The 13773-nt window shown below is 68.9% G+C and carries 9 protein-coding genes; 3 read left to right on the top strand and 6 right to left on the bottom strand.

Translation table 11 applies throughout. The features are described 5' to 3' along the window. A partial coding sequence (locus tag VGZ32_RS12830; protein ID WP_326886202.1) for a PKD domain-containing protein occupies nt 1–2510 on the bottom strand: 2510 nt, incomplete at its 3' end. A 652-nt stretch (nt 2511–3162) separates the two neighbouring features. On the opposite strand from VGZ32_RS12830, the gene VGZ32_RS12825 reads away from it, so the two are divergent. Next, the gene (locus VGZ32_RS12825) at nt 3163–5787 is read left to right on the top strand and encodes a helix-turn-helix transcriptional regulator (protein ID WP_326886201.1); all 2625 of its coding nucleotides are present in this window, start codon (nt 3163–3165) and stop codon (nt 5785–5787) included. 179 nt (nt 5788–5966) lie between these two features. Next, nucleotides 5967–6590 carry a response regulator transcription factor gene (locus VGZ32_RS12820; protein WP_349263584.1) on the top strand — a complete coding sequence of 208 codons (624 nt, stop codon included), beginning with the start codon at nt 5967–5969 and terminating at the stop codon, nt 6588–6590. Between the two features lie 34 nt (nt 6591–6624). On the opposite strand, the gene VGZ32_RS12815 is transcribed toward VGZ32_RS12820, so the two are convergent. The 4 genes from VGZ32_RS12815 to VGZ32_RS12800 all read right to left on the bottom strand — a co-directional run bounded on the left by VGZ32_RS12815 (nt 6625) and on the right by VGZ32_RS12800 (nt 9918). Next, nucleotides 6625–8061 (bottom strand): AMP-binding protein, encoded by a 1437-nt coding sequence (locus VGZ32_RS12815; protein WP_326886199.1) that lies wholly within the window; start codon nt 8059–8061, stop codon nt 6625–6627. A gap of 246 nt (nt 8062–8307) precedes the next feature. Next, entirely contained in the window at nt 8308–8592 is a 285-nt protein-coding gene (locus VGZ32_RS12810) for a DUF6510 family protein (RefSeq protein ID WP_326886198.1), read from the bottom strand. A gap of 1 nt (nt 8593) precedes the next feature. Further along, entirely contained in the window at nt 8594–9349 is a 756-nt protein-coding gene (locus VGZ32_RS12805) for a ferredoxin reductase (RefSeq protein WP_326886197.1), read from the bottom strand. Then, a complete protein-coding gene (locus VGZ32_RS12800) occupies nt 9319–9918 on the bottom strand; it encodes a sulfite oxidase-like oxidoreductase (protein WP_326886196.1) in 600 nt (199 codons plus the stop codon). Before VGZ32_RS12800 ends, VGZ32_RS12805 begins: the two co-directional genes overlap by 31 nt. Before the next feature lie 191 nt (nt 9919–10109). Here VGZ32_RS12800 and cynS point away from each other — a divergent pair, with 191 nt between their 5' ends. After that, complete coding sequence (gene cynS, locus VGZ32_RS12795) at nt 10110–10553, top strand: cyanase (protein WP_326886195.1); 444 nt, start codon at nt 10110–10112, stop codon at nt 10551–10553. 114 nt (nt 10554–10667) lie between these two features. Here the strand turns inward: cynS and VGZ32_RS12790 are convergent, their stop codons facing one another. Beyond that, nucleotides 10668–13289, bottom strand: coding sequence for a discoidin domain-containing protein (locus VGZ32_RS12790; protein ID WP_326886194.1), 2622 nt, complete (start codon nt 13287–13289; stop codon nt 10668–10670). Nucleotides 13290–13773 lie beyond the last annotated feature (484 nt).

The raw sequence follows: 13773 nt of genomic DNA, 5'->3' as shown, positions 1-13773 counted from the left end.
TCGATGTGCAGCCAGAAACTGAAGTTGTAGTTGCTGCACCCGCTGGGCAGAGTGACCGTCTGGGCGAGGGTGTCGGTGGTGGTCGTGCCCCAGCCGTCGAGCCAGGCGTCCCAGCTTCCGCTGTGCGGCGGTTCCAGCGAGCTGTTGTTGATCACGTCGACCGGCGAGTGGGTCGACGTCACCGTCCACGGCGAGGGGCTGGAGCTGCCGTTCTCGAAGCCGGGGTTGCCCAGAAGCTGCGAAGCCGGGCAGCCGCCGCTGCCGGTCGGCGTGGCGCTCGCCTCGTTGCTCATCGTGCCCTCACCGATGGCGTTCACGGCGGTGACCTTGTAGTAGTAGGTCTGGCCAGCGGTCAGACCGGTGTCCGTACACGAGGTCACCGCGCCGAGACCGCTGCATCCACCGGTGGTCAGCAGCGTCTCCTGGCCGCTGGCGGTGCTGCGGTACACGTTGTACGAGTTGATGTTCTCGCCGCCGGTGTTGGACGGCGGCGTCCAGCTGAGTGAGACCTGTCCGGTTCCGGCGGTCGCGGTCAGGCCGGTGGGCGCGCCTGGCACCGTGCCGGCGATCGGGTCGGCCGTAATCGTGACGGACGAGGAAGCAGTCTTCGCGGGCGAAGAACTGTCCGTGACCGTCAGCGTCGCGGTGTACGTCCCGGCGGCGCTGTAGGTGTGGCTCGGGTTCTGCGTCGTGCTCGTCGCCGAACCGTCACCGAAGTTCCAGCTGTACGAGTACGCCGGCGTCCCACCGGTGGCCGAGCCCGTGAAGCCTACGGTCAGCGGTATCTGACCGGAGGTCGGGAGGGCGGAGGCGGTGGCCGCCAGCGGGTTGCCCACGGCGCTCACGTTGGTAGTGACCTGCGATGTAGCAGTATTGGCCGGGGAAGCGCTGTCCGTGACCGTCAGCGTCGCTGTGTAGGTTCCAGCGGCGCTGTAGGTGTGGCTCGGGTTCTGGGTCGTACTCGACGTCCCGTCACCGAAGGTCCAGCTGTACGTGTACGGCGCCGTGCCGCCGGTGGCCGAGCCGGTGAAGTTCACGGTCAGCGGCGCATTACCCGTCGACGGCGAGCCGCCGGCGCTGGCCGACAGCGGCGTGGAGCCCTGGACCCAGAAGTCCTCCAGCGGGTCGCCGAGGGCCGACTGGTCCGCGGTGGTCATCGGGAAGGTCGACAGGCCGATGTTGTCGTTCGGGTCGATGATGCCCGACTTCACGTTCTGCAGCGTGCGCTCCATCGCCGCGAGCACGTTGCCCGTGGTGTAGGCGACGTGGCTGAGGTAGTGCTGCTTGACGTACTGCGACGGCCCGATGACGACCAGCGGCACGCGGTAGGTGTTGCTGACGTGGTCCGAGCCGTTGTTGCCGTTCTGGGTGTCGTCCTCGGTGACGACGATCAGCGTGTTGTTCTTGTACGCCGCGTTGCCCATGATCGACTGGACGATCTGGTTCGTCGCCGCGTCGTTGGTCGGGATGTCCTGGTACGTACCGGGGTGGTCGTTGAACAGCTCGACGTAGTTGTAGGCCGGCAGACCGTTGGTGTTGACGAAGTTCAGGTAGTCGTTGGCGACGGTCGTGTCGGAGATGCTCTGGTTGCTGCACGTGTACTCGTTATAGTGCAGCTCTTCGGGGATGTTCGTGCCCGGACGGTCGACCGGCAGTATCTCGACCTTGCCGTCGGCCGGGTTCTTCCAGTAACCGCTGCCGCTGTTGAGCATCCAGTAGAAGTCACCGTTCATCACGAACGTGTACGGACTGCTGCCGGACCCCCCGGTCGCCGGGGTCGAGCACGCGTTGGTGCCCTCGCTCGTCGGGCCGGTGTCGCCGCTCAGGAACCGGTCGAACTGGGTGCCGTTGGCGGGGTAGGACTGCTGCTGCGAACTGGACGACGACTGGCCGGAGAAGAGGAACCAGTGGTTGGGTCCGCTCGGCGGCTGCGTGCCCGTGCTGTACGAGTCGCTGAGCGCATACTGCTTCGCCAGACTGTGCAGGTCGGGCACGGAGCTGATGTGGTTCGTGCTCTCCACCTTGCCGTTGCAGCCCGCGATGACGGTCGTCGCGCAGTCACCGAGATAGTCGTCGAACGTGTGGTTCTCCCGGTAGATCACCACGAAGTGCTGGAACGGCGGGAAGTACGGAGCCAGCGGGTTGACCGCGGCCTTCGGCGAGGACACTATCGTGGCCTGCTTGTTCACCGTGCGCACGGACTGCTGGTCGGTGATCGAGAAGTTCTTCGGCTGCGGGAACTTCGCGAACTCCACCCCGGGCGCCGCGAACTTGGCGCCGTTGCAGTCGTAGTTGTCCGGCTTGTACGACTGCGGACGTTGTCCATTGGGCAGGTTCTTGGCATTGGCCGGATCGGTGTTCGGGTTCCAGCCGATGAGGGTGCATGAACCGACGCCCGTCGCCGGGTGCAGCGCGCCGGCTCCGGCCTGGGCCGGGCCGAGGGCAAACCCGACCATGGCGAAGGCCGCGGCCGCGACGCCGAGCGTCAGCACGATCTTCCGCTTTCTCACTCTTGCTATTACTTTCCACCCGATCATGGATCGTCCTCCTGCGGGAAGCCCCGCGTGTGGGTACGTGCGGGCATGCGCGAATCCCCCCTGCGCATCGTCGCCACGGAACGACGCCTCCACAAGCACTCACGAGCGTCGATTTTCAGGATTCACTCAGTTTGCTGCGACTTTCACCCCGTGTTCGTATACAGTTGGCTGGTGAGCCGCCCAGCGTAGGGTTTTCCCGGCGGTCAGGGCTCTTCGAGCGGCCGTCAGACATAGGGTTTTCCCGGCGGTCAGGACACTGGCGCGGCGGCGGCAAAGCATAGGCCCCCGCCTGACTGATCCCTGTTTATTCAGCCTTTAGTGAACCGTTTTCGGCGGCCGGCCGTGCCACGTCGGAGAGGTGATGGCCGCGGCCGGAACGGGCATTGCGGAATTTCCCGCCTGTCGCCGCCGTGTCTCCTGACACTGTGTCTCTAAAGTGCGCGTCTCTCGACAGGGATGCAATTGACTTTGTGCGAGCGGCGGAGCGCGTCCGCGCTCGCATCCCTATGCTCTGCGCTGCGGGTCACGCTTGGGATGGGAGCGCATGCAGAGCGATTGGGTCGACGCCGGTTCACCCTGGAGTTACGGCAGTGACTCCAGGGATTCAAGGCGACCACCGTCTCTGGTGGGACGCGACGACGAGCTCAGAGCGGCGCTCGCCGCGCTGGAGCACGGAGGCGTCGTGCTCGCCGGCACGCACGGCGCCGGCCGCAGCCGCCTGGCCCGCGAACTGGCCGCGCTCCTGCGCGAGGGCGGCCGCACCGTCGATTGGCTGGTGACTTCGAGCAGCGCGGCCGCCATGCCGCTGGCCGCGCTGTCAGGACTGCTGTGGGCCGACGGCCGTGCGGAACGGGCACCGCAGACCGTCGGCGAGGCGGTCGCGGCGATAGCGCAGCGGACCGGGGCGAGCCGGTTGCTGCTGGTGTGCGACGACGCGCACCTGCTCGACGAGGCGTCCGTCGTCGTCCTGCACCACCTCGCCGCCCGCGGAAAGGTGAGCCTGCTGCTCACCGTCTGCACTGATGAGACGCTCCCCGAACCGGTGACGGCGCTGTGGAAGGACGAGATCGTCGCCCGCGTCGACCTCGCACCGCTGAGCAAGGAGGCGATAGCGCCGCTGCTGCACGACGTGCTGGGTTCGCCGGTGGACGGCATCAGCCTGGAGCGCATCTATCGGCTCTGCGAAGGAAACCTGGTCTACCTGCGCGAACTGGTGGCCGCCGGGGGCCGGAGCGGTTCGTTGCGGCGAAGCGGCGCGGTGTGGTCGTGGCACGGCCCTGTCGCGCCGGACGCGCGGCTCAGCGAGCTCGTCTGGTCCCGGCTCGCGGCGCTCGCCCCCGCCGAGCAGGCGGTGCTCGAACTGCTCGCCTGGGGCGAGAGCCTCGGCGCCGGTCTCCTCCAGCAGCTTGAGCCGCAGGCCGACCTGGTCGCCATGGAGAACAAAAGGCTGATCCGGGTCGGCGGCGACGGGCACCGGCGCCCGGTGCGGCCCGTGCGGCTGCTCGACACCGAGGTGCTGCGCAACCGGACGCCGCGCCTGCGAGCCGATCAGATCTGCCGCGCGCTCGCCGTGGCGGTGGAAGGGAAGGGTGCGCGGCGGGCCGACGACCGGCTTGCCGTCGCGCTCTGGCATCTGACCGCGGGAGACGGCTCCAGCGCTCCGGTGGCGGTCTACCTGTCCGCGGCGCGCAGGGCGCATGCCACGATCGATCCCCTGCTTGCCGAGCAACTGGCCCGCGCCGCGGTTCAGGCCGCGCCGAACTCCCTGGCGGCCGGGCTGCTGCTCGGCGAGACGCTCGCCTGGCAGGGCCGGTACGCCGAGTCCGCGCAGACCATCTCAGGGCTCGATTCGCTCGCCCGGTCAGACGCGGACATCGTGCAGCTCACCCTGACCCGCGCGGTCTCCGCTTGCTGGGGCCGCGGGGAGCCGCAGGTCGCGATCGAGGAGTTGCTGCTGGCCGAGGGCCGGGTCACGTCGGCGGAGCACCGCCAGGAGCTCCAGTCCATGCGCGTCGGCATCCACTACGCGTCGGGGCGGGCACCGGCGGCGGTGAGCGCGGCCGCCGAGGTCATCGCGAACCCCTCGAGCCCGGCGAATCTCGTGCGGACGCACCGCGCGGCCGTTCCGTCGCTGGCGCTGACCGGGCGGATCGAGAAGGCGCTCGAGGAGTGGGGCCGCTGTGCGGCTGCGGCCGGGGCAGCCGGGGACGCGGTGCCCGAGGCCCACGTGATGCTGCCGCTGGCCGGCGCGGCGGCGATGCGGGCCGCGTCGCGGCTGCGGGAGGCCGAGCAGCTCGCCGCCGAGGCTTACCGGGAGGCCAGCCGTTTGGCCATCCGGTTCGGCGCGGGCGCCGGCGCCCAGATGCTCGGCATGATCGCGCTGGACGCGGGCCGGGTAGCCGACGCCCGGCGGTGGCTCAACGAGGCGGTGACCCTGCTCGACTCCGCGGACCTGGTCGGATTCCTCAGCCAGTCCTGGTCGACGCTCGCCCGGACCCTCGCGGTCACGCCGCGCCCGGACCGGCAGGAACGGCGCCCGATGGCGCTGGAAGCCGCCGCGGCGCAAAAGGCGGCCGAGGAGGCCCTGAGCCCGGCCCGCCGCTCGTGGGCGCCGCAGGTGGCGGTCGGCCGGGCCTGGGTCGCGCTGGCCGAGGGGCGCCACATCGACGCCAGGCAGCTCGCGCTCGAGGCGGCGGAGGCGGCGGCGCAGGAGGGCTTCCACAGCGTCGCGCTGAACGCCGCCCACGACGCGCTGCGGTTCGGCGCCCGCCGCGCCGCGCACCTCTTGCTCACCGACGCCTCGAATCTCGTGGACGGTCCTCTCACCGCGGTCTACCTCGAGCACGCGCTGGCGCTGGAGGAGGTGGACGGGGGCCGACTCGACGCGGTCAGCCGCTCCTTCGCGGCGCTGGGGGCGCACCTGCTGGCCGCCGAAGCCGCCGCGGAGGCCGCAGCCGCTCACCGCAGCCAGGGTCTGCCCGCCCGGTCGAGCGCGTCGACGGCCGCGGCCTCGGGGTTCCTGGCGGCGTGTCAGGGTGCGCTCAGTCCGGTGATCGCCGAGCACGGAGCCTCCACCGGCCTGACGACGCGCGAGCGTGAAGTCGCGAAGCTGGCCGCCGAGGGTTTGTCGAACCGGGAGATCGCCCAACATCTGGGTACGTCGGTGCGTACGGTGGAATCCCACCTCGCGCACGTCTACGGAAAGCTGGGCGTGAACGGGCGGGAGAAGCTCAGTGGCCTTCTTCCGTAGTACGCAGGGGCAGTCTACGTAGTCGCATACGGATGCCCGTTTGCCCCCGCGCGCAGACAATTGCGCCCGCTAGGACAGCACCGTCGGCGCCTGGGTCACGCCCGGCGGTCGCTTTACGTAACGCGTCTACCCTGCCGCGGGCGCGGTCAAAACAGACGCGGGACTTTTTGGGGATGGGAATGGAACGTGTGAAGGTGTCGGTGTTCGCCACCGACCCGATCTCCCGCGCGGGGGTGGCCAGCGCGCTGCGGATGTCGCCGCAGCTGGACGTACTGCCGTCTGCGGCGACCGAGCCGGTGCAGGTCGTCGTCGCGGTGGTGGACAACGCCCGGGACGGTGTGATCGAGGCGCTGCGCCAAGTGCAGCGCTCGGCGCCCACGCGGGTGGTACTCGTCGTCGCGGACGTCAACGCCGCGGATCTGGCCGCCGCGACCGAATGCGGTGTGATCGCGGTCGTGCGGCGCAGCGAGGCCACTTCGGAGCGTCTTGTGCAGGCGATCACGGCGGCCGCCCGGGGCGAGGGATCGGTCCCGGCGGACCTGCTCGGTTCGCTGATGGAGCAGGTCGGGCGGGTGCAGCGGCACGTCCTCGGCCCGCGCGGCTTCGGCATCAGCGGGCTGGCGAACCGGGAAGTCGCGGTGCTCAAGCTGATCGCCGAGGGGCACGACACCGCGGAGATCGCCAGGACACTGTCGTACTCCGAGCGGACAGTGAAGAACGTGCTGCACAACGCGATGATCCGGTTGCAGGTGCGCAATCGCTCGCACGCGGTCGCATACGCCGTGCGCGAAGGGCTGATCTGATCGGGTAAAGCGGGGTAGTCGCCATCGTGTCCGGTCAGTCTCCTTCGATGGAATTGACCGGGCCTGATGCGTTTTCGATCCGACTCTCGTAAGTCAGGTATCCTTCCGAGTCTCGCCGGGCAAGATCACCGGTGTGGTAGTACCCGTCGACGAAGCGTCCGGCTGTGGTTTCCGCGTCCCGGAAGTAGCCGGACATCAGACCGGCCGGGCGCCGGGCGAGCTCGATACAGACTTCACCCTCGGATGAGGGTTCACCGGTGTGCGGATCGATCAGCGCGACGGGGTATCCGGGCAACGGCTTGCCCATCGCTCCGGGCCGTCCCGGGAGCCCCACTGTCATGCCGATCTGCGGCGTGGTCTCGGTCTGTCCGTATCCGTCGCGCACGGTCACGCCCCAGGCGGCGCGCACTTTCTCGATCACGTCGAAGGAGAGCGGCGCGCCGATCGAACACGCCTCGCGCAGCGACTTCGGCCGGCTGCCCAGATCGTGCTGGAGCAGCACTTCCCAGGTCGCGGGCGCCGCGCACAGGCTGCTGACTCGCTGCTGCTCAAGCACCCCGAGCAACGTGCTTGGCGCACTCTCGGCGGAATGCTTGACCGAGACTACGGTCGCCTCGGCGTTGAAGGGTCCGAAGAGGCTCGACCAAGCGTGCACGGCTTGTCCGGGTACTGCGGTGTCCAGATGAACGTCGCCCGGCAGCAACCCGCTCCAGTACATGCCGGACAGGCTTCCGATCGGGTAGCTCGTGTGCGTGTGGCAGACCATCTTGGGACGCGCCGTGGTGCCTGAGGTCAGGTAGACGAAGAGCAGGTCGTCAGCGTTCGTATCGCCGCTGGGGACGAACACGCGCCGCTCGGCATAGGCGTTGGCGTAGTGGAGCCACCCGGCGATCTTCTCCCCGACGCAGACCCTGATGGTGCGCGGCGCGAGCGGCGAGAACAGGTCGGCGTGACGATCGGCGGTGACGACGCAGGCTATCTCGGTACGACGCAGCACGTTTATGAGGTCCACCGGCGAGACTGTCGTGGGGACCGGGATGACGACGGCGCCGAGCTTCATCGCGGCGAGCATGATCTCCCACACCGCGATCTGGGTGTCCAGCATCAGCAGCACCTGCTGCCCGCGGCGCAGGCCGTTGCGGCGCAGCCAGTTCGCGACTCGGTTGGAGCTCTCGGACAGCTCGGCGTAGCTGACCGCGTCCGTGGTTCCGGCGTCGGAGTCCGCGTCGATCAGCCGCAGCGCGATGCGGGTGTTGTCGACGGCGACCTGGTCGAACCAGTCCAGGGCCCAGTTGAAGCGTTCGGGCGCGGGCCAGGCGAACCTGGCCACGGCGGCGTCGTGCTCGTCCCACAGCGTGTGCAGCAGGTCGCGGGCCGCCAGGAAACCGCTGGTGGCGCTCGAGTCGTGGCTGCTGCTCAAGGTGGCGGGCTCCTCGTCGGCGGCCGAAGGGCGTCCCTCGTCGATTCGCACCCTGATGCTAACCTCGCGGGCGGCCCGGTCCAGAGGTCGGCGGGCGATCGTGCGCAGCCTGACACGCCCGGGCTCACGGTGAGGCAGCCTGGGATGTCCGAACGCGCAACTTGCGCCTCTGCGCGGCTCCGCCGACGCCGCCGCGTCGAGCACTCGGTGAGAGTGTTGATCGGTAGCAGCGTCGATCAGACGCCGCCGACGTTGATTCGTCGGAGCGCTGCGTCGATCAGGCGGAGCCGTTGTCGGTCAGGCGCTGCCGAGCGGGATGCGCAGGCTGACCGTGCCGCGCAGGTCCAGCCACGCGGCGTCGGGGCCGCGCACGAGGCGCAGCACGATCTGCTCGCAGTCCGGGCAGCGGGCGACCAGTCCGGGACCCGGCCCGTAGACCCGCAGCCGGGCGAGCGGCCCGGTGCTGCCGCACCCCGTGCAGCGGCCGACGGCGGCCGTCACGTCGACCGCGAAGATCTCCGAGAGCGGCCCGGCCAGGGCGTTTCCGTCCTGATACACGTCGTCGGCGGGAAGTGCGTCCATGTCAGCCTCCGCTCGGCCCGAACCGTTCGGTCCGGATCAGATCAGGGTCGTGGCCCAGGTCCAGCAGCAGGTTCGCGGCGTGCTCCACGAAGCCGGTGGGGCCGCAGACGTAGCTGGTCGGCGTGAAGTCCGCGGACCAGCCGGCCGCGGCCGCGTCGTCCCGGGTCAGCCGCCCCGGCTGGCGCGGCCAGCCGTCCGGGGCCTTGCGCGTGTAGAGGAACGTGGTGTCGAGGCCGGGGTCGCCGCGCCGCAGTTCCGCCAGGTACATCCGATCTTCGGGGGTGCGCACCGAATACAGGAGCCTGAAAGGCGCGCGGCTGCCGACGGCGCGGCGGGTGCGGATCATCGCCATCAGCGGCACGATGCCCGATCCGCCCGCCAGCAGCAGGACCGGCTCGCGCTGCTCCGGCCGCCACACGAACCAGCCGCCGACCGGTCCGCGCAGCTCCACCGCGTCGCCGACGGCCAGGTCGTCCGCGAGGTACGGGGAGACCTCGCCGTCCGGGACGGTTTGGACGGTCAGCTCGACGCGGTCGCCGTCAGGCGCCGACGCCAGGGAGTAGCTGCGCTGGGTGCTGTAGCCGTCCTCCGCTGTCAGCCGTACGTCCACGTGCTGCCCGGCCAGGTGGCCGGGCCAGCCGGGCACGTCGAACACGAGGGTGCGCGCGGCCGCGGTCTCGTCCCGCCGCTCGACCAGCGTCGCGACCCGCCAGCGCAGCCGCTCGCCTAGTCGCCCTGATACCGCTGCTCGCGCCATGGGTCTCCGTAATTGTGGTAGCCGACGCTCTCCCAGAAGCCCGGCTCGTCCTGCAGGAGCAGCTGGATCCCGCGCACCCACTTGGCCGACTTCCACAGGTACAGATGCGGCACGAGCAGCCGGGCCGGTCCCCCGTGCTCGGGCGCCAACTCCTCGCCTTCGTAGCGGTAGGCGATCCAGGCTTTGCCGTCGAGCAGGTCCTCCAACGGCAGGTTGGTGGTGTAGCCGCCGTAGGAGTGCACCAGGGCGTAGTCCGCGGCGGTCTCGACGTCCTCGAACAGCACATCGAGCGAGACGCCTTGCCAGTCGGTGCCGAACTTGGACCACTTGGTGACGCAGTGCAGGTCCACGGTCGGCTGCTCCGTGGGCAGCGCCATGAGCTGGTCCCAGTTCCAGCTGTGCCGCGCCCCGCTCTCGGTCGTGATCGTGAACTCCCACCGGTCGGTGCTGATGCGCGGGGTCGGTCCGGCGGAGAGGACGGGGAAGTCGCGGGTCTCGTACTGCCCGGGCGGCAGCCGACCCTCCGGGACGCGCGGTCGTCCGTGGAAGCCGCGGGAGATGATGGCCACGGTGGTGAGCCCTTCTGCCGGGGGCCGGTTAAGCCTGATTCTCCCTCTGCATCGGCGGACGGCGCACCCCGGACGACTCCATTCGCTCCCGCCGGAAGGGCTCTTGGGCGCCGCATCCGGCTTAGGCGCGATTGATTGCCCAGTGGGCACTATTGCCTCAATCACGACGGGACCAGTGGAGAGGAGATCTGATGCTGAGCAAGCAGCAGGCAGCGGAGGCGGTCGACGAGGCGCGCATCGAGCGCGGCGTCACCTGGGCTCAGCTCGCCGAGGCGGTGGGGCGGCCGCCGGTGTGGACGACCGCGGCGCTGTTGGGGCAGCACCCGATGACGGCGGAGCAGGCTGAGGCGGCCACCGAGGCACTGGGCCTGGGGCCGGATGTCGCAAAGGCCCTGCAGCTCCAGCCCACCCGCGGCGCACTCGACGCGGCGGTGCCGGTGGACCCGACCATCTACCGGCTCTATGAAGTGCTCCAGGTATACGGCCCCACGCTCAAGGCACTGATTCACGAACAGTTCGGCGACGGCATCATGAGCGCGATCAACTTCCGCCTCGACGTGGAGCGGGTTCCGGACCCGGCCGGCGACCGCGTCCAGATCACGATGAACGGCAAATTCCTGCCCTACCAGTGGTAGCCTCTCCGCCTCCGTCGACGTGGGAGCCGACCTTTCGTCGATGCGAGCGCGGCTTCCCGCCAGGTCTGAGCCCGGCGGGAAGCCGCGTCCTTATTCAGTTGGGCGCGGCGCAGATTATTGGCTGTAGACCTGCAGTTCGGAGAGTTGTCCGGCGGGCCAGCCGGTGTTGGCGGTGAAGGTGAGTTTGACGTAGCGCACGGTGTTGGCGGTGAAGGTGATGGTGGCGGTGTTGCCGGTGGTGGGGTTGAAGGTGTAGCCCTGGGAGCCGGCGAGGGTGGTGTAGGTGGTGCCGTCGGTGCTGCCTTGGATTTGGATGGTTTGGGTGCGGGTGCCCCAGGCGGTGGAGGGGGGCAGGTCCAGCACGATCCTGCTAATGCTCTTGGCAGAGCCGAGGTCGACTTGGAGCCATTGGGGGAAGGCGTTGTCGGTGCTTTCCCAGTAGCTGCTGGTGTTGCCGTCCACGGCGTTGGCGGGCACGTAGTTCTGGGTCCAGCCGCTGGCCGTGGCCGGCTGGTTCAGGGCGAGGTTCGGGTTCGAACTCGTGCCAGTTCCGGTGAGCGAGACCGTGTTCGGGCTCGTCGTCGCGTTGCTGGTGATAGTGACCGCTCCGGTGCGGGTGCCGGTGGCGGTGGGCGTGAAGGTGACGCTCATGGTGCAGGACGCGCCCGCAGCCAGGGAGTTGCCGCAGGCGTTTGTCTGCGCGAAGTCACCGCTGGCCGCGATCGAGGAGATCGACGCGGCGGCGCTGCCGGTGTTCGTCACGGTGACGGCCTGCGAGCTGCTGGTGGTGCCGACCGCCTGGTTGCCGAAGGACACGCTCGACGGGCTCGTCGTCAGCGCCGCGCTCGGCGTTCCGCCGCCACTCGCCGCGTATACCTGGAACTCAGAGACCTGAGCCGCCGGCCACCCGGTGTTGGCGGTGAAGTTCAGCCGCACGTAGCGCGCGGTGGCCGCGGAGAAGCTGATCGTCGCGGTGTTGCCGGTGTTGGGATCGAAGGTGTATCCGGCGGACGGGACGATCGTGGTGAAGGTGCTGCCGTCGGTGCTGCCGAGCACCGAGAGCGTCTGCGTGCGCGCACCCCACGCCGAGGACGGCGGCAGGTCCAGCACGATCTTCCCGATGCTCTGCGCCGAGCCGAGATCTACTTGAAGCCACTGCGGGAATGCGTTGTTCGTGCTCTCCCAGTAGCTGCTGGTGTTGCCGTCATTGGCGTTGGTCGGCGGGAACCCGCCCTGCGAACCGCTGGCCGTGATCGGCTGGTTCAGCGCGAGGTTCGAACTCGGCGTCACTCCGTTGCCAGTCAGCGAGATGGTCGTCGGGCTGTTGACCGCGCTGCTCGTGACGGTCACGGAACCGGCCCGGGTGCCCGAAGCGGTCGGACTGAACGTGACACTGACGGTGCACGAGGCTCCGGCGGCAATGGAGCTCCCGCAGTTGTTCGTCTCCGCGTAGTCGCCGCTCGCAGTAATGGAGGACACTGAGACCGCGGAAGAGCCGTTGTTCGTGACGTTCACGCTCCGCGGGTCGCCGGTCGTACCCACATTCTGATTCCCGAAGGAGAGACTCGTCGGGCTGGCGCTGAGCGTGGGGCCGCTGCTGATCGGCGGGGAGTTGAGTGTGCCGAGCGCGTTTGTCAGAACGGCGCTGGTGAACTGGGACTGGAGGTTGCTGGAGGTCGCGTTCTCCACCTGGAAGCCGGCGGGCTGAGATGCGGGCGGCGAGCCGAAGCAGCCTCCTGCGGTCTGCGTGCCCACGTGGGTGGAGTTGTCGACGTTGCCGGTGACGGTCCAGTTGGTGACGCCGTTGACCGCGTATCCGTAGCCCATGTACGGACCCTCGAGGGTGTTGTCCGTCACGGTGCCGCCGTAGTTGGTGCCGGTGGTGCAGTTCCACACCTGCTGCCCCATCGCGATGCCGATCTTGATGAAGGCCCCTGCCGCGTCGATCGTGTTGTGGGTGACGACCGTGCCGGTGTAGTTGCCGTTCATCGGCGCGTAGTCGACCATGTTGATCCCGCCGAACAGCAGCTGCGACTTGGCGATGATCGTGTTGTTCTGGATGGTCGAGCCGGGCGCGCCGAAGACCACGATGCCGCCGTCGGTGGCGTCCTGGATCGTGTTGCCCTGCACCATGCTGTTGCCGCAGGCGAGCGAGATGCCGTCGGCCCAGGTGCTGTTGCCGGGGGCGTCGGGGGTCGCGGTACCGGACGGGCCGATCGTGTTGTTCTGAATCGTCGCCTTCTGGCACTGCGGGACGCTGTTGGTGACCGTGCCCTCGATGAAGTGCATGTCGGACCAGCTGCGGGTGTCGTGCGCGGTGATGTTCTGCACGGTCTGGCCGGTGCCACCGCCGCCCATCTCCAACAACGCACCACCGGTGAGCAGGCCGAGGGCCGGGCGGTTGCCGTCGACTTGTATGTTCTCGACCGTCACCCCGGACTGGTTGTTGCCGGAGATGGCGGTGGTCAGATTCGAGCCGGTCACCCGCAGGATCGCGCGCGTGCTGTCGGTCGGCATGCCCTGCGTGTAGATCTCCTGGTTGGGAGCGGTGAAGGTGACCGAGTTCGCGAGTGAGAACACGGCGCCGGGACAAAGCACCGCCTGCGCGCCCGAGCCGACCAGCGCGGCATTGATGTTCGCGTCGGTGCCGGAGGGGATGCACGACGACGCGGCGGGCGCGGCACCGGCTCGGAACCCGCCGGGAGCCCACGTCTGCACGGCCGCGAGGGCAGCCACGGCAGCGACCGCACCGACGAGTGGGACGGAAAAGCGGCTTACAGTCCGGCGCGGACTCCTGAGTGCTCGCGTAACCCAGTGCATGACAGCTCCCTGCGGCACGACGTTGTGGCCCAAGTCGGGGTCACGGTACAAGCGCTTCCGTATTACCGCAAGATTTCTACACCGAGAAGCAAAAACTCGATAGATCACAGGAAGATCTGCCCGTCGCCGTCGACAAGATCACGATAGCTCGGATCTATGAGCCAGACGATCGTGGGTGGCGCGGTCCCGCCCGATCATCGGAGAGCGCTCTCCCGCGCTCGTCGAACGACCGGGCCGAGGTCATTCGCGCACAGAGAGTTCGAAGCAGAGGGGTCGAAACAGAGAGTTCGAATATGTACGACGAAAGGGACCCGCGACTAAAGCGGGTCGGTGAAGCGCACGTCGCGGACGTCGGCGCCCGCAGCAGCCAACCTGAGGAGGCGGCGCCTGAAGCGGATCG

The sequence above is a fragment of the Actinocrinis sp. genome, assembly GCF_035938995.1.
Lineage (GTDB): Bacteria > Actinomycetota > Actinomycetes > Streptomycetales > Catenulisporaceae > DASZGI01.
The sequence above is the reverse complement of the archived record's forward strand: the minus strand, read 5'-3'. Positions and strand labels throughout refer to the sequence as shown.

Coding starts and splice junctions, on each gene's coding strand:
- VGZ32_RS12810 (WP_326886198.1), bottom strand. CDS start 8,592: ATGGACGCACTTCCCGCCGACGACGTGTATCAGGACGGAAACGCCCTG.
- cynS (WP_326886195.1), top strand. CDS start 10,110: ATGCTGAGCAAGCAGCAGGCAGCGGAGGCGGTCGACGAGGCGCGCATC.
- VGZ32_RS12805 (WP_326886197.1), bottom strand. CDS start 9,349: ATGGCGCGAGCAGCGGTATCAGGGCGACTAGGCGAGCGGCTGCGCTGG.
- VGZ32_RS12820 (WP_349263584.1), top strand. CDS start 5,967: ATGGAACGTGTGAAGGTGTCGGTGTTCGCCACCGACCCGATCTCCCGC.